Below are 23,826 nucleotides of genomic sequence, written 5' to 3' on the forward strand. Positions count from 1 at the left end.
CGCGCTAGGAGACACCATGCAGCGCCCACGCACGGGTCACGTCCGCACGGTGGCTCTGGGCGCGGTCGTGGGTCTGTGCCTGATCGTTCCGCTCGCCGCCGCCTCCGCGGACTCGGCGGGTTCGGACAAGGGCCGCCACACCGCCGACTCGGGGCCGACCACCCGCCCGAGCGCCGCCAAGGCGGCCGAGTTCGGAAACGGTGTCGGCGACGGCGATCGGGCGGATTCGGCCAAGCTGCTCGAACTGATCGGCGGCAAGCCTGCCGCGAAGTCCTCGGCGGGGAGCGCCACTTCGCCGGCCGCAGGCACGGAGAGCGTGTGCGGCAAGGCGATCGACGGCCCCAAGGGGGTCCGGGCGCAGACCTGTGTCGAGCGCGACGGTTCGGAGGTCTGGGGCCGCGTCTACTACCGAAACCCCACGCCCGAGCCGCTGTTGCTGGTGATGAGCGTGCTGCAGCCCGGCGGCGGCACGCTGCGGGTGAGCTGCTCGGTCGAGCCCAAGGAGACCGAGGGGCGCTGCGACACCCCGCGGGTGCGGGCGCCCAAGGGTCTCGACGGCTGGTCCGCGGTGGCCGAGCTGGCCTCCAAGGACGGTCTGACCAAGCTGCTCCGGTCCGGGTCGGCGACCGCTCAGCGCTGAGCCCGCACCACCCCGAGGCGCGCGCGAATCCGGGCGACACACCGGCCGGCGAATGCGGCGAATTCTCGTCGAACCCGTCGAGGAATCGCGGTGTCGGAAGACCCGGAAAGAGCACGGGACAAATTCGGGAAAAGACCCCGAAAAAGTGAAGGGCCCGGCCGCTGAAGACGGGGGATGCATCAGCGACCGAGCTGGGTCAAAGGTAACAACAAGCCGGCGGATCTCCAATCCGGGGCCGGTTGTCGACCGTTCACGACCGCTCCCGCACGCCCGTTGCCGGGCGCGCGGGCGATCGTCGTCCGTGCGACCTCGCGTCCCGTATGCCTACCGGCTGGGCGTCAACACCTTCTCCGGGGTGCCCTCGGCGGGGCCGGCCGGGTCGTCGGCGGGCCGGTCGGGCGGGTCCACCGCCAGGTGCGGCAGCACCCTGTCGAGCCATGCGGGCAACCACCAGTTGGCACGCCCGAGGAGGTGCATCATGGCGGGAACGAGCAGCATGCGCAGGATGAACGCGTCCAGCGCGACCGCGCCCGCCAGGCCGAGGCCGGCCATCATCGCGCCGCGGTCGCCGCTGAGGACGAACGAGGCGAACACGAAGATCATGATGAGCGCGGCCGAGTTGATCACGCGCCCGGTCCCGGCCTGACCCACGCGTACCGCACGGGCGTTGTCGCCGGTGCGCAGCCATTCCTCGTGCATGCGGCTGACCAGGAAGACCTGGTAGTCCATCGAGAGCCCGAACAGCAGCGGCAGCATGATGACCGGCAGGAAGGAGATGATCGGCCCCTCCTTGCCCAGCCCCAGCAGGTCCATGCCCCAGCCCCACTGGAAGATCGCGACCAGCATGCCGAACGACGCGCACGCGGCGATCAGGTTCATCAGCGCGGCGGTCAGCGGTACCAGCAGGCTGCGGAACGCGACCAGCATGAGCAGCGCGCCCAGCCCCACGATGAGGGCGATGAAGCCCGGCATACGATCGCCGACCACGGCCGCGAAGTCCTTCTGCAGCGCGGTCTCGCCGCCGATGTGGACCTTCAGTGTGCTGCCCTCGGCGGCGGCGGGCACGATCTCGTCACGCAGCGTGTCGATCAGCCGGTCGGTGGCCGCGGCCTGCGGGGACGTCGTGGGTACGACCTGGACGACCCGGGTGGCGGCGGCGAGTCCCCGGGCGTCGGCGGGCACCGGAGCCTCGACCACGCGCACGACGCCGGGAGTGCGGCGCAATTCGGTGATCAGGGAGTCCAGCGCCTGCCGGTCCTGCGGACCGTCGAGCTCGGCGACCATGAGCAACGGGCCGTTGAAGCCTGGGCCGAAGCCCTCGGCGAGCAGGTCGTACGCCTGCCGGACGGTCTGCGAAGTCGGCTGATTGCCCTGGTCGTTGGCGCCCAGGCGAAGCGAGAGGGCCGGCACGGACAGGGCCGCCATGACGACCAGTGCGACCAGGCCGAGGGTTCGGGGCCGGCGTTGCACCAGGCGCGCCCAGCGCATGGCTGCGCTCCCGGCCTCCGCGCTCTGCGGGGCGGCGCCCGCAGCGGACTGTACGGCCAGTGCCCGGCGTTCGCGACGGCTGAGCGCGCGCATGCCGAGCATGCCGAGCAGTGCGGGCAGCAGGGTGGCGGAGGCAAACACGCTCAGCACCACGACGAGTGTGGTGCTGATCGCGATCCCGTCGAACAGGGCGATGTCGACGGTGAACAGCGCCAGCAGCGCGACGCACACCGTGCCGCCGGCGAACACGACGGCCCGGCCGGAGGTGTTCAGGGCCCGTACCGCCGCCTCTTCGGGAGTGAGCCCGGCCCTGAGGCCGTTGCGGTGCCGCGTCACGATGAACAGGGCGTAGTCGATGCCCACGCCGAGCCCGATCAGGCTGCCCAGCAGCGTCGCGGTCTCGGGGATGTCGGTGACGTGGCTGAGCAGGATGACCGTCGAGATGCCGGTGCCGACCGCGAACACCCCGCTGACCAGCGGGAGCAGCATCGCGAACAACGATCCGAAGGCCAGGAAGAGGATGATGCCCGCCGCGACGATGCCCACGCCCTCGGCCAGCCCCGCCGGGGGCTCCTGGGCGGCCTCGATCGCGGGTCCGCCGAGTTCGACGTGCAGCCCGGGCGCACGTGCCTCCTCGGCGCGCTCGATCAGGTGCTTGAGATCCTCGGTGTCCAGCTCGAACTGCTGCTTGACGAAGGTCACCTGGGCAAACGCGATGCGGCCGTCCGCGCTGACCTGCGCGGCACCGTCCGGGTCGTACGGGCCGACCACGCGGCCGACGTCGGGCATGCGCGCGATGTCGGCGAGCAGCGCGGCCATCCGGTCGCGTACCGCGGGGTCGTGCACGGTGCCGTGCTCGGTCCGCCACACCACGTTGTCCACATCGCCGGCCGCGTCGGGGAAGGCCTTCTCCAGGCGTTCGTACGCGGTCGACGACTCGGTTCCGGGGATCTTGAACACATTGGAGTACGCACTGCCCAGCGTCACGCTCGCCGCGACGGTTCCGAACAGCGCGGCCACCCAGAGCAGGAGCACCGCCAACCGATGATCGAGACACCAGCGCGCCCAGGCCGCCATAGCCGTTTCCTTCCTCGTGCGGGCCTCGCGGCCCGGTTGTGCCTGCTCGGGCCAGATTCGGTCGATCCGGGAGCGGCACGGCCGGCCGGCGGCGGACTCACAGGAAGCTCACAATCAGTCCCCCGAAGTTCCGCAAACTTCGGCCGGATACTGGGGGCATGAGCAGCAGTCAGCCGCGTGCGGGCGCCAAGGTCCTGGTTGTCGAGGACGAGCCGAGCATCACCGACGTCCTCGCCATCACCCTGCGTTTCCACGGTTTCGAGGTGGTCACGGCGGACGGGGTGCATGCGGCGCTCGCCGTCGCGCGCAGGGAGCGGCCGGACGTGGTGCTCCTCGACATCACCCTCCCGGACGGCGACGGACGCCAGGTGTGCCGGGTGCTGCGGGCCGAACGCCCGGACATCGCGGTCGTGTTCCTCACCGCCCGCGATGCCCCCGCGGACGTCGTCAAGGGACTCACCCTCGGCGGCGACGACTACATCACCAAGCCGTTCAATGTGGACGAATTGGTCGCGCGTACCCGCGCGGTGCTGCGGCGCACCCGCCCGACGCCGGACGAGAGCGCGCAGCCGGTCCCGCGTCCGCCCGTACTGCGGCACGGCGACCTGGAGTTGGACGAGGCGACGTACACGGCGCGCCGGGGCGGACGCGGCGTGGAACTGACCCCGACCGAGTTCGCGCTCCTGCGCCACCTGATCCGGCACGGCGACCGGATCGTGCCGAAGGAGCAACTGCTGCGCGAGGTGTGGAAGTACGAGCACGTCGTGGAGTCGACGGTGGTCGAGACGTACATCAGCTACCTGCGCCGCAAGCTCGATCCGCTGGCGCCGGACGGGCCGCCGCTGATCACCACCCGGCGAGGCGTGGGGTACGGACTGCGACCGGCGGACTTCGGCGCATGACCGGCGAGTTCGAGGAGCGCGGTGACACGGGCGACGGGGTGGACGGGCGACCGGGCAAACGACCGGGCGGGCCACTGCGTCTGCGCCGGGGCGGGAAGCCGGGCGGGTCCGGGGGCGGCGGCGAGGGCGCGCGGACGGGGCGGGTCCGCCCGGGGATCGTGCTGCGGCGGGTGCGGAAGCGTCCGCACATCGTCGCCATGCGGGCGACGCTGGCGCTGAGCAGCATTGCGGTGCTCGCGATCGGGCTGGCACTGCTGATCGGGTTCAGCATGATGGGGGTTCGGCACTATCTGGAGTCGGGTGTCGACGAGGACTTGGCCACGGGCCGGGCGGGCATCGAGCGGACCGGCATCACCCGGGCGCAGTTGTCCGAACCGGGCCCGACCGCGGGCCTGCGCGACGTACTGATGTCGGCCGGGCTGCACGGCAAGGTCTTCGTGCTGGTCGACGAGTTCGGCACGGCCATGCCGATCGCCGACCGGGCACCCGACGCCCTGCAACGCGCACTGGCGGCGCAGTTCCGGGACCCACGCGGCATGGCGCCGCACGCCGAGCCGCGTGGCATCTCCCTCGCGGGAGAGGACTACCGGGCGGCGGCGGTGCGCCTCGGCGACGGCCATTACATCCTGCTCGCCCGCTCGACCCAGGACATCGCCGGTGTGGTCGACCGGGTCGTGCACTTCGAACTGTTGGTCGGCGGAACCCTGCTGGTGCTGCTGGGCGGGTCCATCTACTTCGTCGCATGGTGGCGGTTGCGGCCCTTGGAGGACATGGTCGAGACGGCGTCGGGCATCGCCGAGGGCGGTCCGGACCGACCCGATCTCTCCGCGCGGGTGGCGCCGCGCAAGCGGTCGTTCAGCGAGGTCGAGCAGTTGCGGACCGCGTTGAACGCGATGTTGCAGCAGGTCGAGTCGGCGTTCGAGATCCGCGAACACGCGGCGACCCACCTCAAGCGGTTCGTGGCCGACGCGTCGCACGAGCTGCGGACGCCGTTGGCGGCGATTCGCGGCTATCTGCAGTTGTACGAGAAGGGAATGCTGGCGTCGGAGGACGAGCGCATCCGAGCGCTGGACCGGATGGGTGTCGAGGCCGAGCGGATGGACCGGCTGGTCGACGAGTTGTTGGCGCTGGCGCGGCTGGACCAGCGTCCGCAGTTGCGGCCGCGCCCCATCGACCTGGTGTGCGTGGTGCGCGGGGCGGTCGCCGACCTGGGTGCCCAGCAGCCGGCTCGGCGGGTGCATACGGACGTGCCGGATACCTGCGTGGTGCTGGCCGACGGGGCGACGCTGAGCCAGATCGTCGGCAATCTGCTGACCAATGTGCGGGCGCACACGCCGGTGTCCGCGGATGTGCACGTGTCGGTGTCCGAGGCTGCGGGCGACGACGGGGAGCGGCGGGCCGTGTTGCGCGTGCGCGACGAGGGCCCGGGCATGCGACCGCAGGATGCCGAGCGCATTTTCGACCGCTTCTTCCGGGCCGCGCGCGAACGTGGCGGGAACGGGGCGGCGGGCGCCGACTCGGGGAGCGGGCTGGGCATGGCCATCGTGTGGGCTGGAGTGGCCGCGAACCGGGGCACCGTGCGGGTCGAGACCGAACCGGGGGCGGGCCTGACCGTCATCGTCGAACTGCCGGCCGCGGCCGAGGATGCCGACGCGCCCCGGCACGACGACGCGGCGTTGCCGGCCGGTGTCGCGGAAGCCGACGCGCCTCGGCGGGACGGTGCGACGGACGGGACGAAGAGCCGGGCTCCCGGCCCGCAGCCGCCGGCACTCGTGTCGCCGACCGCGGAGTCCCACCGGGTCCCGTCCGGTGGACCGGCCATGGTCCACCGGACGGGGTCGGGCCCTGGTTCGGCGTGATCGCGACCGTCGGATCGGCGTGATCCGACGGTCGGTTCAGCTCGGCGTGATCCGACGGTCGGTACGGCGTGATCGCACGGTCAGTTCAGCGTGATCTGACGGTTCAGCAGACCGTTGCGGGCGCTGCGCTGACGCGGCGTCAGCGGGCTGGTGTCCGCCATCGCGGCGGCGAGGCGCTCACCGAACTCGCGGGCCGGCTTCTCCACGTCCTCGGCGGTCATGGTGGTCGGCAGATCCCACACCGGGACGAGCAGCCCGTGCGCGCGGAACGAGCCGACGAAGCGGGTGCCCTCGCCCAGGCTCGACTCGCCGGCCGCGTGCAGCCGCGCGATGGCGTCGAGCAGTTCCTCCTCCGCGTGCGGCATGACCCAGCGCAGGTGGTTCTTCTCGGTGGTGCCGCACCAGTACGCGGCGTCCACCGAGGACAGCCGGACGGTCGGCATGGCCGCCGCGTTCGCCCGCTCCAGCGACGCGCTCACCTCGGCGTTCATCGCGGCCGGATCGTCCACCCAGAAGTCGAAACCCGGGTGCACGGTGATCTCCAGCGGCTTGGACAGGTCGAGCAGGTCCTGCAGCCGGTCGCCGGACTCGGGCAGCGGGCCGGGGGCGACCGACGTGCCGTCTTCCTGGGCGAGCGCGCGCTCCAGGGCGTGCGCGAGGTCCCGGCTGACGTCGCCCGAGCTGGTGTGGGTCTGCAGACCCACCAGGATCGCGCCGTCCGCGCGCCGCAGTGCGGGCCAGGCCATCGGCAACACGGTCGCGAGGGTGACCACCTGGTCGGCGTGCTCGCCGGTCAGGGTCAACCGCGCGGTCGCGGCCGGGACCAGTTCGCGCAGCGCGATCCAGTCGCACTCGTTCGGCAGCCCCTGGAAGGGACGCAGGACGAGCGTCTCGGCGGCGGAGGCCGCCTCGCGCCCGTGACATGCCTTGTACCGGCGGCCCGAGTTGCACGGGCACGGTTCGCGACCGCCGACGACCGGGACGGATCCCGTGGCGGCTGCGGTCTGGGTCTTGTTGCCGGTGTGGCCCTTCAGCGCGGCCTTCTTGCCCATGCTGCGGTCTCTCCGCCTCGGTGTCGGGGGGATGGTGGTCGACGACTCACCAGGTCCGAGGGTACTGAGTTCCGCGGGCATGGGTTGACGCTCGAACGCGTGCGCAACGTGGGTGCGGCGGGGTACGGCGGGGCCAGGTCCCGGAGTCGGAGCCCGGGTTTCAGTCGAGCGGCTCCACTGCGTCCACATCGAATTCGTCCCACAGGCGGTCGGCGGTCCGGGCCCGGACCGGGACCAGCGCCCACACGGTGACCTCGTCCGGCGTGCCGCGCACGCCCCAGTCGGCCGCGAGCGTGCCGATGATGGACAGGCCACGACCGCCGTGTGCGCTCAGTGACGGGCTGGCCTGTCGGGGACGGGTGGAACTGCCGCCGTCGGTGACCTCGATCGCCAGCAGTCCGTCGGGACGCACCCACCAGGCGGCGCGGACGTTACCGGACGGCAGGGCCCGGGCGTGGCGTAGCGCGTTGCTCAACAGTTCGGACAGGATCAGCACCGCGTCGTCCACGACGTCCCCGGCGATGCCGCGTTTGTCGAGATCGGTGGCCAGGCGGTGCCGAGCCGCGGACACACCGACCGGAGCGTGCGGTACCAACACCGCCGCGGAATCGGGCACCCCACGGGCCACGACCATTGCCACCCCCGGCCTCCTCAGTGCACTCACACGACTGCCTCGCACGCATGTCTCGCGCGTCGGGCTTGAGATGCCCGATGCCGGCGGACGGGAAACGGCGGGGCGCCGCGCGCTCCGACTCGCCCAGGGGCGTATAGGGGTATGCGATCCTGCCAAGACGGATATAACGCCCCGAAAGGCTACCAGCGTACGCCCCCTAATTGGGGCTAACCGGACACTTGGGCCAGTACCTGTCGTGGCCGATTCGTGATGATGGCATCCACGCCGAGCCGCAGGCACAACTCGACGTCCTCGGGAGTGTCCACGGTCCACACGTGCACCCGGTGCCCGGCCCGATGCAGGCGGGCGACGTAGCGCGGGTGGGCCCGCACGATGTCGATGCTGGGGCCGGCGATGCGCACGTCCCGGGGCAGCGTGCCGTCCCGGAACAGCAGCGGCACGTGCTCCATCAGGAACACGGTGGGCAACTCGGGTGCCATCAGTCGCATCCGACGCAGGGACAACTGGGAGAAGCTCATCACCCGGATCGGTGACGGGTCCTCGGCGGCCGGCCGGGTAAGCCCGAACCGCTCCAGCAGATCGACGAGGCGACGCTCGACCAGTCCCGCGTACCGGGTGGGGTGCTTGGTCTCGATGGCCAGGCGCACCGGGCGGGGCGCGTCCACGACCAGTTCGAGCAGGCGTTCCAGGGTGAGCACCGAGCGGCGGTCCCAGTCGGGGGCCTCGGGTTCCTCGGGGCGTTCGCGTTCGACGCCGGATTCCTTCCAGGAGCCGAAGTCGAGCGCGGACAGGTCCGCGAGCTCCAGCGTCGAGACGATGCCGCTGCCATTGGAGGTGCGGTCGACCTTGCGGTCGTGCACGCACACCAGATGGCCGTCGGCGGTCAGGCGGACATCGCATTCCAGGGCATCGGCGCCGTCCTCGATGGCCTGGAGATAGGCCGCGAGCGTGTGCTCGGGGACGGTGTCGGACGCACCGCGGTGGGCGACGACCTGCACGTTGGCGCGCAGCGGGCGCGCCCCGATGGTTGACACGGAACAATCGTGCCATCCCGAGGTGAGCGCTCGGTGACGGGCAGGTGTCGGGCGGCGGTGTCCCGGTTCGGTACGGGAGTTATGCGCTGATGTGTACCGATATGCGCATGCGTGCGTCGACATGTGTGGGCGTGTGTGGGTGATTGCGCGTTGTGTACGGCCGGGGTTGGCGGGTCGGCGGAGGTGAGCGCGAGTCGCGAACGGCCGGGCGGCGGGGCCGGCGGGGTGGGGATACGGCCTCGCCGAGGTCGCGGCGGGCGGGTGATGGCGTCCCCGGGGCCTCGTGGGCCGGGTCGCGGGGCGTTTTCGGGGCCGATCTTCGGTGATTCCTCCGAGATTTACACCCCTGTGCGACCGGCTCCACCTGCGCGGATAACCCCGGGATAAGAGGGACGAGCGGCCGGGACGTCCGGCGCTTACGGTGTTCAGACAGGGCGTCGGGAAGTCTGTGGGCATCAAACATTCCGAATGTGTGTGGGAGGAAGACCGTGAGCGACGACCGCGACGTGACCGGCGGCGAAGTCGGTTCACCGGTGCCAGGGGAGGGCCACGGATCGTCCTCCGCCACACCATTGCCGGCGGAGCCGGGGATCGGGTCCGCGGCGGCGGAGCCGGAGTTCCGCTCCGAGGTGCCGGCCAAGCCGGTCGGGGCGCCCACCGTGGGGCAGCCGCACGGGGAGGCCGGGCCGTCCACCGCGGCGCTGCCGCCGGTGGGTGAGCCGACGGCCGAGGTGCCCGCCGCGTTCGCCGCCGCACCCGCAGCGGGTGCGGCGGGCGGCGCGGGGGTTCCGCCGTTCGGGACGACCGGTGCCTACCCCGGCTACCCGGGCTACCCCGGTTTCGGCGCGCCGCCCAAGCCCAAGCGCCGGCCGTCCGGGATCCTGGTCGCCGCCGTGGTGGCCGCGCTGCTCGCCGGCGGTGTCGGCGGCGGGGTGGGCGCGTGGATCGCGGAGCGGGACGACAAGCCGGCCTCGGCGGGCGTCGGCCCGTCCTCCTCGCCGGTGGACCCGGCCTCGCTGAACCGCTCGCCCACGAGCGTGGCGGGCATCGCCAAGCAGGCGGTGCCGAGCACGGTGACGATCAAGACCAAGGGCAAGGTGTCCGGCCAGGGCACCGAGAGCGGCACCGGCGCGGGCTTCGTGTACGACAAGCAGGGCCACATCCTGACCAACAACCACGTGGTGTCGCTGGCCGCCGCCGGTGGCGAGCTGAGCGTGACCTTCTCCGACGGCACCACCAAGCCGGCGAAGATCGTCGGTCGCGCCGAGGGCTACGACCTCGCGGTGATCAAGGTCGACGACATGCCCACCAACATCCAGCCGCTGCCGCTGGGCGACAACGACAAGGTCGCGGTCGGCGACCCGGTGATCGCGATCGGCGCACCGTTCACCCTCTCCAACACGGTGACCACGGGCATCGTGAGCGCCAAGGACCGCCCGGTCGCCTCCGGCGACCAGCAAAAGGTCTCGTACATGAACGCGATCCAGACCGACGCGGCGATCAACCCCGGCAACTCCGGCGGTCCGCTCCTGAACGCGGCCGGCGAGGTGATCGGAATCAACTCGGCGATCCGCTCGACCGGCGGCGGCGGGCAGTCCCCGTTCGGCCAGCAGCAGGAGTCCGGCAGCATCGGCCTGGGCTTCGCGATCCCGATCAACCAGGCCCGGTGGGTCGCGGACACCCTGATCCAGGGCAACAAGCCGGTCTACGCCCAGATGGGCATCCTGCCCGACTCGCGCTACACCGGCACCGGCGCGCAGATCGTGGCGCAGAGCACCAACGGCCAGGACCCGGTCACCGCGAACGGCCCGGCGGCAAAGGCCGGCCTGAAGGCCGGCGACGTGATCACCAGGCTCAACAACCGGGCGATCGGTTCCTACGAGGACCTGTTCAGCGAGATCTGGAGCCACCGCCCGGGCGACAAGGTCAAGGTCACCTACCAGCGCGACGGCAAGGAAGCCACCACCGAGGTCACCCTGGGCCAGCGCGTGGGCGACAACTGACCCCCGCCCCCGGCCACCCATGGGCCCACCCGGAATCCCCAGTGATCCGAGCCATCGCTCATGAGAGACTGATCCCGCCCGCACCCCCACCAGGTCGCGGCGCTGGAGGACTCGCCTAGTGGCCGATGGCGGCAGTCTTGAAAACTGCTAGCAGGGGTGACTCTGCTCGTGGGTTCGAATCCCACGTCCTCCGCAGGAAGCAGCGGGATGGCGGAAACGCGCAGGTCGGCGGCACTTTCGAGGAGACTCGAACGAGTGCCGCCGACCTTTGTGTGTGACCGGTGAAGGCCGGGGTCGGCGGGCGGCTGCGGTGTATACGTGGTTGAGGCCCGGTGGGTTTCGGGTGTGCTTGGAGGTTGGGGCCGGGGGTGGCCTTGCTTGCGTGGCTTGGGAGCCGGCGTGGGATCGGGCGGCGGGGTGTGGGTTCTCGGGCTTCTTCGCCCGGCTCAGGTCAGTTCGGCCTCGAAGCCCTGGCGCCAGGACGGGTAGCGCAGTTGCCAGCCGAGTTCTCGTTTGGCCTTGGCGTTGGAGAAGGCGCGGCCCTCGGTCATCATGATTACCGCCACCTCGCCGGCCAGCAGGCGGGCCGGCCACTTGGGGATCCGCATCGGGGGCTTTGCTCCCGCGCAGGCGGCCAGGTGGGGCAACCACTCGCTTGCCGGGGCCGGTTCGTCGTCGACGATGTTGAACACGCCCTGCGCCTGTTGCTCCACGGCCAGGACGGTGGCGCTCGCCGCGTCGTCCAGGTGCACCCAGGAGCCGTAGCCGGTCGCGCGCCCCACCAGTGGGAACTGTCGTTTGCGTACGAGCTCGACCTGGTCGTCGGTGGCGCCCGGCCCGTAGAACGCTCCGTACCGCATGACGGCGCCGCCGGCCTTGCCGACCGCGTCCTCCACGTGGCGGAGCGCTGCCATCGACGTGTGCGCCGCCGTCCCCGTCATCAGGTCCAGCGGGTCCTCCTCGGTCTTCACCCATCCGCCCGTACGGATGCCGTTCCAGTTGGCGTAGCCCTGGGCGACGAAGTGGGACACGCCAGCCGCCTCGGCCGCGGCCAGCAGGTGGTCCGTTCCCTCGGTGCGCAGCCGGATGGTGGGGACCGCCCACCGGTCGAAGTGCTTCAGATCGGGCTTGCCGGCGTGTGTCATGGAGATGCCCGTCATCTGGTGCACGATCGTGTCCGGCTGGGCCTCGGCCACCGCCGCGCCGACCGACACCGCATCCAGCCCGTCCATCACGACGGCATCCGCGCCCAGCTTCTCGAGTGAGCCCAATTTGGCCGCACTCGTCGTCGTCGCCGTCACCTGGTGGCCCCGCGCCACCAGTTGCGGCACCAACCGCCGTCCCAACACCCCGGTCCCGCCTGCCACGAACACCCGCATGACCATCACCTTCCTGATCGGAACCTGCCTCGGCACCCGAGATGAGACGGCCTGTCCGGCCATCCGCGTCGAGGCCCTTTTCGAATCGCCGCGCAAGCCGGCGTACCGCTGCCGCCGACCGCTGCCGCCGTACCGCTACCGGCGTCCTGCCGCCGTACCGCTATCCGCGCCCGCTCCCGCCGTTTACGCCGCCGCCCGTTCGTCAACCCGCCCGGCCGGAAAGCCGCCCGCCGCAAGCCGAGGCCACCGTCACCACGGCACCCGGCCGTCCTCGCCGAAGAACCCGGCGGTCGGTCTCCGTGCTTCTTCGAGCCCCGAGACGAGACAGCCCGACGACATGTGACATGTGGGCTCCCGTGCTCCCCTGCTGCCGTGCTCCGGTGCTCCGGTGCTCCGGTGCTCGGGTGCTCCGGTGCTCCGGGTGTCCGGCAACCCGGGTTGCCGGACACCCAGCGACCCGGTGCTCCAAGGCGCCTGCTCCCCTGCGTCGTGGCGTGTTCGGTGGGGGCCGCCATAATCGGTGTCCGCACTCGATTCGGCCGTCGGTTTCACGGGGCCGGGATCGGGCTCGGTCGAACGGGGGACTGTGCATGATCGATCCGTTGCTGCCCGGCGATCCTCGGGAGGTTGCCGGATATCGGTTGCGGGGCAGGCTCGGCCAGGGCGGGATGGGCAGCGTCTACCTGTCGTACACGCGCGGTGGACAACCCGTCGCGCTCAAGGTGGTACGGCCCGAACTGGCCCAGGATCCCGAGTTCCGCAGGCGGTTCGAGCGCGAAGTGCAGGCCGCGCGGAGGGTGTACGGGCCGTACACGGCGCCGGTGCTGGACAGCAACACCGACGGCCCGCTGCCGTGGCTGGCCGGTGCGTATGTCGCCGGGCCGGCGCTGTCGGAGGCCGTCCGGGTGCACGGCCCGCTGCCCGTCGAGACGGTGCTGCTGCTGGTCGCCGGTGTGGCCGATGCGCTCGCGTCGGTGCATGCGGCGGGTGTCATCCATCGTGATCTCAAGCCGTCCAACGTGCTGCTGGCCGCGGACGGGCCGCGCGTCATCGACTTCGGCATCGCCCGCGCGGCGGACACCACCGCGCTCACCGGTACCGATGTCGTGGTCGGCACACCGGCGTTCATGTCTCCGGAACAGGTGCTGGGCAAGCCGGTCGGTTTCCCCAGCGACGTGTTCTCGCTCGCGCTGGTCGGCCACTACGCCGCGACCGGCGACCATCCTTTCGGGCAGGGTCACGCACAGGCCCTGATGTATCGGATCGTCAGCGAGGCACCGGAGTTGGGCGCGTGCCCGGAGCCGCTGCGGAGCCTGCTCGGCGCGTGTCTCGCCAAGGAGCCCGCCGACCGCCCCTCGCTCGCGGACGTGATCGAGGGTTGCCGGCGCGGCGCCGAGGCGAGCCCGCTCGTATCCGGAACGGGCTGGCTGCCGGCGGCGATCGCCCGGGACGCCGCCGGGCGCGAGGCGGCCCCGTCGACGGCGACCGGTGACCCGGAAGCGGACGAGGCCGCGCCCGGCCCGCCGATCCCGCCGCCGCCGATGCCGTCCGCCCCGCCCGCCGTGTCGGCCGCGGCGGCCGTGTCGCCCGCACCGCCCCCGCCGGCCCCACCGACGCCCCCGCGACCTCCGATCGTGGGCATGGCGACGCCCCCGCCCCTGCTCCCGCCCCCGGCCGCCGCCCCGGCCTTCGCGCCGGCGAAGCCCGTCCCCGGCGGTGCGACCCGCCGACGACCGTGGGCCCGCATCGCGGTGGCCGCCGTGGCCGCCGTCGTGGTGATCGTCGCGGGAGTGTTCGTCATCCCCTCCCTGATCGACGGGGACGGCGACGGCGGCGGGACCGGCAACACCGGGTCCGGCCACGGCGGCGGTGACGGTTCCACGCCGAACCGGTCGAAGGTCCCCCTGGTGATCGGTGCGCCGGTGGTGCCCCCGCTCTCGTACCTCGACGACGGGATCTGCAACGGAGGCTTCGCCACGTACGTCGACCTGGAGAACCTGACGGTCAAGCTCGGGCAGAAGGACGTCGCGGACGACGCGGTGCCGCCGCTGGTCACGCTCAAGTACATGGCGTGTCACCAGGATTCGCGCGGCGACGAGCACGGCCCCGTGACGGCCGAGCTGCGGTTCCTGGACACCGGAGCCGTCGCGGGTCTCGTCGCCAAGCCGGATGCGACCCTCGAGGAGTGCCGCAGCGCCGCCCGGGTCGCGTCCCTGCCGAGTTCGGTGCCGTTCACCGCGCTCAATTCGAACCTCGTGGGGCGCGATACGGGGCTATGCATCGAGACGAGTCGCAAGACCGTGGTGCTGGTGTGGGTGACCGACGTCCGGGAGGCCCCGGGCAGCGGGGGATTGCGGACGTTCTCCGTCGTCGCCACCCAGTGGAAGGCGGGATCCGGCACGGGGTCCTGACCGGCGCATCCGCGGTGCGCGCGGAAGCCGGAGCGACCGGCTTCCGAACCCCGGTCGAGCGCGGCTTCTCCGTCCTTGTCCACCGATCGGTGGACGGCGGGTTCCATCGGTCGAGCCTGTCCGGGCCCCGGGCCCGAAGACCAGGATTTCGGGCATGACGAAACTTCCTGTTCGGATGGCGCGGTGGAGCGCCGGACACCCCTGGCGGGCCATCGCCGGCTGGGTTCTCTTTGTCGCGTTGTGCCTCGGCGGCGGCATCGCCGTCGGGACCAACGCAGCCACGGCCGACGACTTCCGGGTCGGCGAGGCCGGCCGCGGCGAGGCGATGGCCACCGAGGGTGGACTGCAACAACGCCCGGTGGAGCGGGTGTTGATCACCGCGCAGGCCGGGGGCCGGCTGGACGCGGGCGCCGCGGGCGCCGCTGCCGGCGAGATCGCGGACCGCATGCGGAAGTTGCCCGAGGTGCTGTCCGTGGCCGCGCCGGTGCGCTCGGCGGACGGTACGGCCGTCCGGGTGGACGTCACCCTGAAGGGCGCGGAGCTGGACGGGAAGAACCACGTCGACCCGCTGCTGGCGCAGACCGCGAAGGTGCAGGCCGGCCATCCCGGGTTGCGGATCGCGGAGAGCGGTGGTCCGTCGATCAGCAAGGACGTCCAGGGCCAGCGTGGCGAGGACCTCTCGCGTACCGAACTGATCGCCCTGCCGATCACCCTGCTCACGCTGCTGATCGTGTTCCGCTCGGCGGCGATGGCCACCGTGCCGCTGATGCTGGCAATGTCCGCGATCGCGGCGGCCATCGGGCTGTCGATGCTCGCCTCGCACGTGATACCGGATGCCGGGGTCGGCACCAACGTCATCCTGCTGATCGGCCTGGCGGTCGGCGTCGACTACGCGCTCTTCTACCTCAAGCGCGAACGCGAGGAACGGGCCCGATCCGGTGGCCGGCTCGACACCCGGGCCCTGGTGGAACTGGCCGCGGCCACCTCCGGACACGCCGTCGTGGTGTCAGGGCTCGCCGTCGCCGCCTCCAGCGCCACCCTCTACCTCGCGGACGACGTCATCTTCTCCTCCATCGCCACCGGCGCGATCCTGGTCAGCCTGGTCGCGGTGCTCGGCTCGTTGACCGTGTTGCCCGCGCTGCTGGTCAAGCTCGGCGTCCGGGCGGAGCGCCGCGCGGTCCGTCGGGCCGAACGGGCGGCCCGCCGCGGCGAGACACCGGCGGCGAAGCCGCAGCGCACCGGCGCCGGTCGGCTCACCACCGCCGTGTTGCGGATCACCAGCCGGCGTCCCGCCGCAACGCTCGCCGTCGCCGTGCTCGCCATGCTGGCCCTGACCGCCCCGCTGGCGAACCTGAAGCTGACCGACATCGGCCGGGAGACTTACTCCCGCGACCTGCCCGCGATGCAGACCTGGCATCGGCAGAACCAGGCGTTCCCTGAGCTGAAGTCGATGCACCAGATCGTGGTCCGGGCCGAGGCGGGTCGCGCCGACGAGGTGGCCGGTGCGCTGCGCGAGCTGGAAGGACGCGCGCACGGCGACCCGGATCTCGCCGGCATCGCCGAGCTGCGGACGTCCCCCGACCACCGGATCACCCTGCTGGAGCTGCGGGTACCGCACTTCGTCAGCGCCGCCGCGGCGCAGGACTCGCTCGACCGGGTCCGTGCGCACTACGTGCCGGCGACCGTGGGCAGGCTGCCCGGCGTCGACGTCGCGGTGACCGGCGACGTCGCCCGGTACGCGGACTACCCCGAGCACCAGAAGGGCAAGCTGCCGCTGATCATCGCGACGCTGCTCCTGGTGACCTTCGTGATCACCGTGTTCGCGTTCGGCTCCGTGGTGCTGGGCCTGGTCGGCGTGGTGTTGAACCTGCTCTCGGCCGGTGCCGCGCTCGGGTTGCTGGTCGTGGTCTTCCAGGGAACCTGGGCAGAGGGGCTGCTCGCTTTCGACTCGACCGGCTCGATCGGCTCGCGTGTCCCGCTGTTCCTGTTCGTGATCCTGTTCGGGTTGTCGATGGACTACCAGGTGTTCGTGATCAGTCGGATCCGCGAGGCCGCGCTGCGCGGGGTGCCGACCAGGCAGGCGGTACTCGACGGGATCGGCAGTTCGGCCGGGGTGGTGACCAGCGCCGCGTTCGTGATGGTCACGGTGTTCGCCAGTTTCATCGGGCTGCATCTGATCGAGATGAAGCAGTTCGGCTTCAGCCTCGCGGTGGCCGTACTCCTGGACGCGTTCGTGATCCGGATCATGATCCTGCCCGCCGCGATGCTGCTGCTGGGCGAGCGCAGCTGGTGGCCGTCGATCGGGACGCGTCGGACCCGGGAGCAAACCCCCGCCGCCGTTGTCCACCCGGCCGCAAAAGTAGGCTGATCCGCATGTCCGAACGGCCGCAGTTCATCGACCGGTTCCGGACGTGGACGCCACACCGCTGGTACATCCTGTTCTGGATGCTGCTGGGCCTGGCCCCGATGGTCGTCGCCGGCAAGGACGACCCCGGGGCGAGCAGGTACTGGTCGATGGGGCTGCCGGTCGTGCTCGGCCTGTGCTACCTGATCACCCGGGTGTTTCCCGGCAATCCGGTGCTGCGGCCGAACGCCTTCCCGGGCGTGCTGATCGTCGGCCTGGGTGCGATGGCCTACACCCGCGACGGCGGTGCCACGGCGTACGCGGCGAGCCTGCCGCACTTCTGGTTCCCGGCCAGGGACCCCGGCTCCGCGATCGTGTTCGGCGGGCTCGCCGCCGTCGCCACCGTGCTCGGCGGCGTCGCCCCGCAGGGCTGGAGCCCGGACCTGCTCACCGGCAACACCCTCGCGACCGTGATCGCCTACGCGGTGAGCGTGCCGATCGGGCTGTCGGTACATCGGTTCGTCGAGCAGAGCGGTGAGCGTGAGCGTGTCCTGGGCAGCGAACTGGCCAGTGCCCAGGAGCGGTTGGCCGAGGCCAATCAGCGCCGGGGCGCGGCGGAGGAGCGGGAACGGCTGGCCCGGGAGATCCACGACACGCTCGCCCAGGGATTCGCGTCCATCATCGTGCTGGCCGAGGCGGCGCGTTCGGGCATCGCGACCGACCCCGCGACCAGTGGTCGGCAGTTGCTCTCGATCGAGCACACCGCCCGGGAGAACCTGGCCGAGGCCCGGGTGCTGGTCGGCTCGGCGCCGCAGAGCGGAGTGGTTCCCGGCTCGGTCGCCCGGGCCCTGCGTCGCACGCTGGACCGGTTCGCCGAGGACACCGGGCTCACCGTGGAGGCGGAACTGCCCGACGTCGAGTGCGACCAGCAGACCCGAATCGCGCTGCTGCGCTGTACCCAGGAGTCGCTGGCGAATGTGCGCAAGCACGCGAGCGCCGGCACGGTCGGTGTCGTGCTCGCCCGGTACGCCCACGGCGTCGAATTGGAGATCACCGACGACGGTCGGGGGTTCGTGGTCGACGAGGCCCGCGGCTTCGGTCTCGACGGCATGCGCAGGCGACTGGCCGAACTCGGCGGCGAGTTCACCGTCACCAGCTCGGTCGGTGACGGGACCCGGATCCTGGCGATGATTCCCACCGACGGTCAGGAGTGCACGACATGACACAGGACACGCTGCGGGTCGTCGTGGTGGACGACCACTCGGTGATGCGGGCCGGGGTGGTTGCGCTGCTGGCCTCGGCGGCCGGCATCGAGATCGTCGGCGAGGCGGGCGACGGGCTCGCCGCCGTCGAGCTGGTCGAGCGGTTGGAGCCCGATGTGGCGCTGATCGACCTGCGGATGCCGGTCCTGGACGGGGTGGCCGCCACCGCCCGGATCGTCGGCCTCGGCGGCCGCACCCGGGTGTTGATCGTGACCACCTACGACACCGACGTCGAGATCGAGCGCGCGGTCGAGGCCGGTGCCATCGGCTACCTGCTCAAGGACACCACCCGCGAGCAACTCGTCGAGGCCATTCGCTCGGCGGCCCGGGGCCAGACCGTGCTGGCCCCGAGGGTGGCCGAACGGCTGGTCGCCCGAATGCGCCGGCCCACTCCGGTGGTGTTGACCACACGCGAGGTGCAGGTGCTGGACGCGGTGGCCGACGGGCTCTCCAACGCGGACATCGGCAAGCGCCTGGTGATCGCCGAGGCGACGGTGAAGACGCATCTGCTGCGGGTCTTCGCCAAGCTCGACGTCAGCGACCGCACGCACGCGGTGGTCACGGCGATCGAGAGCGGGTTGCTGCCGCGGTCCAAGGACGGCATCCGCGATTGAGGCCGGGCGGGCCGGCGAAGCGGTGCCGGGTCGCGGGTCCTTGGGCCCGGGTGGCCGAGCCCGACGGCGCCCGGGCGCGCCGCGGTGGATCCGGCGACCCCCGGCGCCCCCGGCGGGCCTCGATCCGCGCCGGGCACGCATTAGCCCGTACCGGGGCCGCTCGACCCCGGAAGAGCGCTCCTATATATAGGGGATGCGCCCGGCGCGACTTTCGGCGCGCGGAATCCGCTTTCCCGATGCCACTCGTCGTGATATCGGGCGCGCTTTCCCGGCGCCCGTGCTTCCGGAGGGTCGCGTTCCGCGTCGGGATCCCTCGAAAGGGGCGGGAATAGGTCCCCGCACGGGTGAAAGTGGCGCGGGTCACAGTTCCCGATGTGGCCCGGATCGCATTCGGCATACTTTTCCGGCCGGTGGCGGCGTGCTCTCGCAGCGTGAATACGCGCAGGCCGGGAAGGGTCTGCCGGCCCATGGCCGGCCGGTTATACCCGGTGCCCGTACGGACCACCATCGGCGGAATTGTGATGCCGCTCACGCGGAGCGCGTAAGCCGGACATAAAGGCATTTAAGGCTCGCGCGAAATGCGGCTTTTGCGCCGCGAGGACGCGTGATCACTCGATCGCCTTCGGTGATGATTCGACAATGTGTCACAGCTCCACTGCGCTCTGTGTATGAGCGGAGGTCAAAAGGGGCAAAAGGTTCCCTGGTTTGGACTCCGGTAAACGCGAATCCGGTCCGGAGGGCCACCGTTCGGGGCTCGGTAGGCATTTCTAATACCTATCCTGACCTGCGTAAATGCCCGAGCGGGTTGATAAGGGCCGGATAACCTGTTTATGGTCCTGGCGATGTGCAAATCGCACCTCCTGGGTTCCCGCCGGCACGGCATGGCGGAACTCGCGGTCTGGGAGGGCCGCGGGGTTGCGGCATCGGACATCACGTCTTGGACGTGGCCGTTCGGTTCCGGGCGGGGGTGATCCGCAAGGATCGCGCCGGTCCATCCGCCCCAGGGGAATTCCGAGAGGAATGTATGTCTCTCCGCAACGCTTTCGGTCGCACCAACACGCACCGCGGCATGGGTCGTACCCAGCGCCGCCTGCGCACCGCGACCATTGTCGGCGTCGTCGCCGCCACCCCGCTCGTCGGGCTCGCGACCGCGACCTCGGCCGGCGCTGCCACGACTTCGACGTGGGACAAGGTCGCCCAGTGCGAGAGCGGCGGCAACTGGTCCATCAACACCGGCAACGGCTTCTACGGCGGTCTGCAGTTCACGCAGAGCACGTGGCGCGCCAACGGCGGTACCGGCAGCCCGCAGAACGCCTCGAAGGCCGAGCAGATCCGGGTCGCCGAGAACGTGCTCAAGACCCAGGGCCCCGGCGCCTGGCCGGTGTGCTCGGTCAAGGCCGGCCTGACCCGCGGTGGCGGCAGCCCGTCCACGGACTCCGGCAGCACCACCCCGAAGAAGGCGACTCCGAAGAAGGAGTCGACCCCCAAGAGCAGCACCCCCAAGAAGGTCGCCGTCGCGCCCAAGAGCGAGACGCCGAAGAAGGCCGCTCCGGCGAGCAAGCCGGCCGCGGCTCCGGTCGCCGAGACCACGTCGACCACCTCGACCACCTCGACCACGGGCAACTACGTCGTCAAGGCCGGTGACACGCTCAGCGGCATCGCCGCGGCGAACAACGTCAGCGGTGGCTGGCAGGCGCTGTACGCGAAGAACCAGGGTGTGGTCGGTACCAACCCCGACCTGATCCTCCCGGGCCAGCAGCTGGTCCTGCGCTAGAACTCCCCGGGGCCGGTCCGGTCCCGAGTGTTCGGCGCGCGCCGTGTGGTGCCCGCGACGCGGTGCACGGCGTCGAGTGAGTGATGTGTGCGACAAGCAGTGCGCGGGGCGGGTCCCGCGCGTTCGGTCGGGGGCGGCCGTATCTCCTGTGTGAACACCGGGAGATGCGGTCGCCTTCGGTCGTTTCATCCGTTTCGGTCGGCGTGGTGCGGCTGCGAGCACCGCGACGACGGCGGTACCACGACGCGCCGTGGAGGGGACGGGGCGTCGCGAGGGGTCCCACGGGCCGCTCGACCGGCCCGGGTGGCACCGTCAGGTGCGGCCCGGGCCGCGCTGCGTCGCGGCCGCCTCCGCGGCGCACAGCGACTCCAGGCGGCGGGCGATCGAGGCCGCGCGCTCGATCAGCAACCGGGCACGTTCGTGCTCGACCTCGCTCCACTCGCCGGGGTCCGCGCGAGATCCGCCCGAATGATGACCGTTGTTGCCCATAACCGCTTGGTTCCCACCGGATGGGGGCGATCATTCACGATGTGACGGCCCATCACTCGTGATGCCGATCACGTCGGTCTCCCGGTCGCCGGCCACATCTCTGCGGCGGGTGGTCGATTCGGGCCACACTGACGACCATGACGACTCTGATCGCCGGGGCCAATGTCCCGGTTCCCGCGGGCCCGCTGACCCTGGTGATCCGCCGCGCGGCGGACGCACCGATCGCGGACGCCTCGGCGCTGCTGCTCGGATCGCAGGGCAAGGTGCGCTCGGACGAGGACTTCGTGTTCTACAACCAGCCGGCCGCGGCCGACGGCGCGGTGCGCCACATCGGCCCGACGGCCGGCGGCGAGGCGGTCGTGGTGGACCCCGCCGGGTTGCCCGCCGACGTGGATCGGGTGGTGCTGGCCGCGTCGGTGCACGAGGGTACGTTCGCCCGGGTGGGCGGCCTCGCGCTGGCGGTCCTGGACGCCTCGGGCGCGGCCGTCGCGACGTTCCCGGTCGAGGCCGCGGGCAGCGAGACGGTGATGGTGCTCGGCGAGTTGTATCGGCGCCAGGGCGGCTGGAAGTTGCGGGCGATCGGACAGGGTTACGACACCGGGCTGGCCGGACTCGCGAGCGACTACGGCGTGGACGTCGGCGAGGAGGACGAGGCACCCGCCGACGCCGGGGCCGGGGTCGACGCCGCCCGGCCGGCCGGGACGCTGCCGGTGGCGCCGGTGGGCGCGACACCCGGGTGGGCGCCGCCGCCGTACAGCGACGAGCCGACCATGCGGCTGCCCGCGCCCTCGGAGGACCCGCAACTGGCCGGGCTGCCGCCGGAGGTGGGCGCGCGGATCTCGCTGCGCAAGGAGGCGGTGCGGATCACGCTGGAGAAGAAGGGCCTGCGCGAGGTGCGCGCCCGGGTGGCGATCGTGCTGGACCGCTCCGGCTCGATGCGGGAGTTGTACGGAAACGGCGCGGTGGGGCGCCTGGTCGAGCGGATGGCGCCGATCGCGGCCCGGCTCGACGACGACGGCGAGTTGGACGCGTGGATCTTCGCCGACGAGTTCGCGCCGCTGGACCCGGTCCGGATCCCCGAACTGCCGCGCTGGATCGCGGACAACGTGTACATCGACGGACGCAACAACCGCCCGCAGTCGCCGCCGCTGCCGAACGGCGGGCAGCGCGTGCCCGACCACCTGGCCGGCGTGTTCGGCGGAAACAACGAACCGGCGGTGATCGAGGACATCATCGCGCGCTACCGGCGCGAGCCGGGCGCGCCGGTGCTGGTGCTGTTCTACTCGGACGGCGGGGTCAACCGCAGCAAGCAGATCCAGCGGCTGTTGACCGATGCGGCCGGACTGCCGATCTTCTGGCAGTTCGTCGGTCTGGGCCGGTCGAACTACGGGATTTTGGAGCGCATCGACACGATGCCCGGCCGACTGGTGGACAACGCCGGGTTCTTCCAGGTCGACGACATCGACCGGATCTCCGACGTCGAGCTGTACGAGCGGATCCTGGCCGAGTTCCCGCAGTGGTTGACCGCCGCGCGGGCGGCGGGCATCGTGCGCTGACCCGGCGCCCGCGCGGTCGGGGTCGGCGGTCCCCCGAGGCCGAGGGGCGGCCGAGCCGGCGACGGCGGTCGATCCGGCCCGCTCCCGGCCGTCCGATACGCCTACCCGATGTCGCCTTCCGCCGTGGGCCGACCCCGGCCGCCGCGGAAGGCGGCGCGGTAGTCCCTGGGGGCGACGCCGACATGGCGGGTGAAGTGTTGGCGCAGGGTCAGCGGCGAGCCGAAGCCGCATTGACGGGCGATGGCGGCGATCGAGAGGTCGCCGATCTCCAGGAGGCGCTGCGCGGCCAGGACGCGTTGGGCGGACAACCAGCGGAGCGGTGAGGTGCCGGTACTGCGGACGAAGTGGCGGGCGAAGCTGCGCTCGGACATGCCGGCGAACGCGGCCAGTTCGGCGACGGTCCAGGGGTGGCGCAGGTCGTCGAGGACGTGGCCGCGCAGCCGGCCGAGGGCGTCGTCCTGGTCCGTGGGCGAGGCCGGCACCGGGTTGCTGATGAACTGGGCCTGTCCGCCGGAGCGGAACGGCGCGGTCACCATCGTGCGGGCGATCTCGGTGGCGGCCGCGGCGCCGTGGTCGAGCCGGACCAGATGCAGACACAGGTCGATGCCGGCCGCCGAGCCGGCCGAGGTCCAGATCGAACCGTCGCCGACGAACAGGACGTTGGCGTCCACGGTGACCTGCGGGTGGCGGGCGGCCAGGTCCTCGGTGTCCAGCCAGTGGGCCGTCGCCCGGCGCCCGTCCAACAGTCCCGCGGCGGCGAGCACGAAGGCACCCGAGCACAACGACGCGATCGTGGCGCCCCGCCGGTGGGCGGACCGCAGGGCTTCGAGCACGTCGTCGGGGAACACGTCCCGGCGCGGCTCGGTCCGGTGTTCGTTGCCCGGGACGATCACGAGATCGCACCCGTCGAGGCCGTCCAGGTCGTGGTCGGGGAAGCAGACGACGCCGGCTCCCAGTTCCACACCGACGCGCCGGGGTCCGCACACGCGCACCTCGAACGCGGGTACACCCCGGTCCGTGCGATCGACTCCCCAGATCTCGAAGGCCACCGCGTATTCGAACACCCGTACCGGGTCGAACAGGAGGATCCCCACACGACGCATGGCGGCAACCTATCCCCGGACCGCGTCGGCGCCGGCCGGGACCCGGTCCGCGATCCGCCGGCCTCCGGACCGGGCCGTGCGCGGCACGAGGCCCGGGGGCGGGTCGTCCTCGTTCCCGACCGTCCCTGCCGGCGGCGCCGTACCCGCTGCTGCCCGCGCCCATCGGCCCCGTGACCGATGGGATCGAGCGACCGGATCGGCGTAC

The 23,826-nt window shown here is 71.7% G+C and carries 18 protein-coding genes and 1 tRNA gene; 12 read left to right on the forward strand and 7 right to left on the reverse strand.

Annotated features, from left to right (window positions below; genetic code table 11):
* Nucleotides 1-16 precede the first annotated feature (16 nt).
* Entirely contained in the window at nucleotides 17-640 is a 624-nt protein-coding gene (locus ACFZBU_RS32880; RefSeq protein WP_391587340.1) for a hypothetical protein, read from the forward strand.
* Between the two features lie 324 nt (nucleotides 641-964).
* Here the strand turns inward: ACFZBU_RS32880 and ACFZBU_RS32885 are convergent, their stop codons facing one another.
* Complete coding sequence (locus ACFZBU_RS32885; protein ID WP_391587341.1) at nucleotides 965-3,205, reverse strand: MMPL family transporter; 2,241 nt, start codon at nucleotides 3,203-3,205, stop codon at nucleotides 965-967.
* 158 nt (nucleotides 3,206-3,363) lie between these two features.
* Between ACFZBU_RS32885 and ACFZBU_RS32890 the strand changes: the two genes are divergently transcribed.
* Entirely contained in the window at nucleotides 3,364-4,107 is a 744-nt protein-coding gene (locus ACFZBU_RS32890) for a response regulator transcription factor (protein WP_391587342.1), read from the forward strand.
* On the forward strand, nucleotides 4,104-5,966 hold the full coding sequence (locus tag ACFZBU_RS32895) for a sensor histidine kinase (protein ID WP_391587343.1): 1,863 nt from the start codon (nucleotides 4,104-4,106) through the stop codon (nucleotides 5,964-5,966). The genes ACFZBU_RS32890 and ACFZBU_RS32895 overlap by 4 nt, the downstream gene beginning before the upstream one ends.
* A gap of 80 nt (nucleotides 5,967-6,046) precedes the next feature.
* Here ACFZBU_RS32895 and ACFZBU_RS32900 read toward each other — a convergent pair whose 3' ends face one another.
* From ACFZBU_RS32900 to ACFZBU_RS32910, 3 genes are all read right to left on the reverse strand, one after another.
* Entirely contained in the window at nucleotides 6,047-7,018 is a 972-nt protein-coding gene (locus ACFZBU_RS32900) for a DUF5926 family protein (protein ID WP_391587344.1), read from the reverse strand.
* Nucleotides 7,019-7,178: 160 nt separating this feature from the next.
* On the reverse strand, nucleotides 7,179-7,652 hold the full coding sequence (locus tag ACFZBU_RS32905) for an ATP-binding protein (RefSeq protein WP_391587413.1): 474 nt from the start codon (nucleotides 7,650-7,652) through the stop codon (nucleotides 7,179-7,181).
* Nucleotides 7,653-7,858: 206 nt separating this feature from the next.
* Nucleotides 7,859-8,686: a glycerophosphodiester phosphodiesterase gene (locus tag ACFZBU_RS32910; protein WP_391587345.1), complete on the reverse strand. Its 828-nt coding sequence runs from the start codon at nucleotides 8,684-8,686 to the stop codon at nucleotides 7,859-7,861.
* Nucleotides 8,687-9,174: 488 nt separating this feature from the next.
* Here ACFZBU_RS32910 and ACFZBU_RS32915 point away from each other — a divergent pair, with 488 nt between their 5' ends.
* Both ACFZBU_RS32915 and ACFZBU_RS32920 read left to right on the forward strand, forming a co-directional pair.
* The gene (locus ACFZBU_RS32915) at nucleotides 9,175-10,689 is read left to right on the forward strand and encodes a trypsin-like peptidase domain-containing protein (protein ID WP_391587346.1); all 1,515 of its coding nucleotides are present in this window, start codon (nucleotides 9,175-9,177) and stop codon (nucleotides 10,687-10,689) included.
* Between the two features lie 104 nt (nucleotides 10,690-10,793).
* A tRNA-Ser gene (locus ACFZBU_RS32920) sits at nucleotides 10,794-10,882 on the forward strand.
* A 253-nt stretch (nucleotides 10,883-11,135) separates the two neighbouring features.
* Here ACFZBU_RS32920 and ACFZBU_RS32925 read toward each other — a convergent pair.
* Nucleotides 11,136-12,074, reverse strand: coding sequence for an NAD-dependent epimerase/dehydratase family protein (locus ACFZBU_RS32925; RefSeq protein ID WP_391587347.1), 939 nt, complete (start codon nucleotides 12,072-12,074; stop codon nucleotides 11,136-11,138).
* On the opposite strand from ACFZBU_RS32925, the gene ACFZBU_RS32930 reads away from it, so the two are divergent.
* The 6 genes from ACFZBU_RS32930 to ACFZBU_RS32955 all read left to right on the forward strand — a co-directional run bounded on the left by ACFZBU_RS32930 (nucleotide 12,067) and on the right by ACFZBU_RS32955 (nucleotide 20,473).
* Nucleotides 12,067-12,411 carry a hypothetical protein gene (locus ACFZBU_RS32930; RefSeq protein WP_391587348.1) on the forward strand — a complete coding sequence of 115 codons (345 nt, stop codon included), beginning with the start codon at nucleotides 12,067-12,069 and terminating at the stop codon, nucleotides 12,409-12,411. The two genes, ACFZBU_RS32925 and ACFZBU_RS32930, sit on opposite strands and share 8 nt — an antisense overlap.
* Before the next feature lie 247 nt (nucleotides 12,412-12,658).
* Nucleotides 12,659-14,479: a protein kinase gene (locus ACFZBU_RS32935; RefSeq protein WP_391587349.1), complete on the forward strand. Its 1,821-nt coding sequence runs from the start codon at nucleotides 12,659-12,661 to the stop codon at nucleotides 14,477-14,479.
* 154 nt (nucleotides 14,480-14,633) lie between these two features.
* On the forward strand, nucleotides 14,634-16,847 hold the full coding sequence (locus tag ACFZBU_RS32940) for an MMPL family transporter (protein WP_391587350.1): 2,214 nt from the start codon (nucleotides 14,634-14,636) through the stop codon (nucleotides 16,845-16,847).
* Between the two features lie 5 nt (nucleotides 16,848-16,852).
* The gene (locus ACFZBU_RS32945) at nucleotides 16,853-18,046 is read left to right on the forward strand and encodes a sensor histidine kinase (protein ID WP_391587351.1); all 1,194 of its coding nucleotides are present in this window, start codon (nucleotides 16,853-16,855) and stop codon (nucleotides 18,044-18,046) included.
* Nucleotides 18,043-18,699, forward strand: coding sequence for a response regulator (locus ACFZBU_RS32950; protein WP_391587352.1), 657 nt, complete (start codon nucleotides 18,043-18,045; stop codon nucleotides 18,697-18,699). The genes ACFZBU_RS32945 and ACFZBU_RS32950 overlap by 4 nt, the downstream gene beginning before the upstream one ends.
* A gap of 1,024 nt (nucleotides 18,700-19,723) precedes the next feature.
* On the forward strand, nucleotides 19,724-20,473 hold the full coding sequence (locus tag ACFZBU_RS32955) for a transglycosylase family protein (protein ID WP_391587353.1): 750 nt from the start codon (nucleotides 19,724-19,726) through the stop codon (nucleotides 20,471-20,473).
* Nucleotides 20,474-20,785: 312 nt separating this feature from the next.
* On the opposite strand, the gene ACFZBU_RS32960 is transcribed toward ACFZBU_RS32955, so the two are convergent.
* On the reverse strand, nucleotides 20,786-20,962 hold the full coding sequence (locus ACFZBU_RS32960) for a hypothetical protein (RefSeq protein ID WP_391587354.1): 177 nt from the start codon (nucleotides 20,960-20,962) through the stop codon (nucleotides 20,786-20,788).
* A 137-nt stretch (nucleotides 20,963-21,099) separates the two neighbouring features.
* On the opposite strand from ACFZBU_RS32960, the gene ACFZBU_RS32965 reads away from it, so the two are divergent.
* Nucleotides 21,100-22,518: a VWA domain-containing protein gene (locus ACFZBU_RS32965; RefSeq protein WP_391587355.1), complete on the forward strand. Its 1,419-nt coding sequence runs from the start codon at nucleotides 21,100-21,102 to the stop codon at nucleotides 22,516-22,518.
* Nucleotides 22,519-22,619: 101 nt separating this feature from the next.
* On the opposite strand, the gene ACFZBU_RS32970 is transcribed toward ACFZBU_RS32965, so the two are convergent.
* Nucleotides 22,620-23,621, reverse strand: a complete 1,002-nt coding sequence (locus ACFZBU_RS32970) for a GlxA family transcriptional regulator (RefSeq protein ID WP_391587356.1) — start codon at nucleotides 23,619-23,621, stop codon at nucleotides 22,620-22,622.
* Between the last annotated feature and the right edge of the window lie 205 nt (nucleotides 23,622-23,826).

The sequence above is a fragment of the Embleya sp. NPDC008237 genome (assembly GCF_042956465.1).
Lineage (GTDB): Bacteria > Actinomycetota > Actinomycetes > Streptomycetales > Streptomycetaceae > Embleya.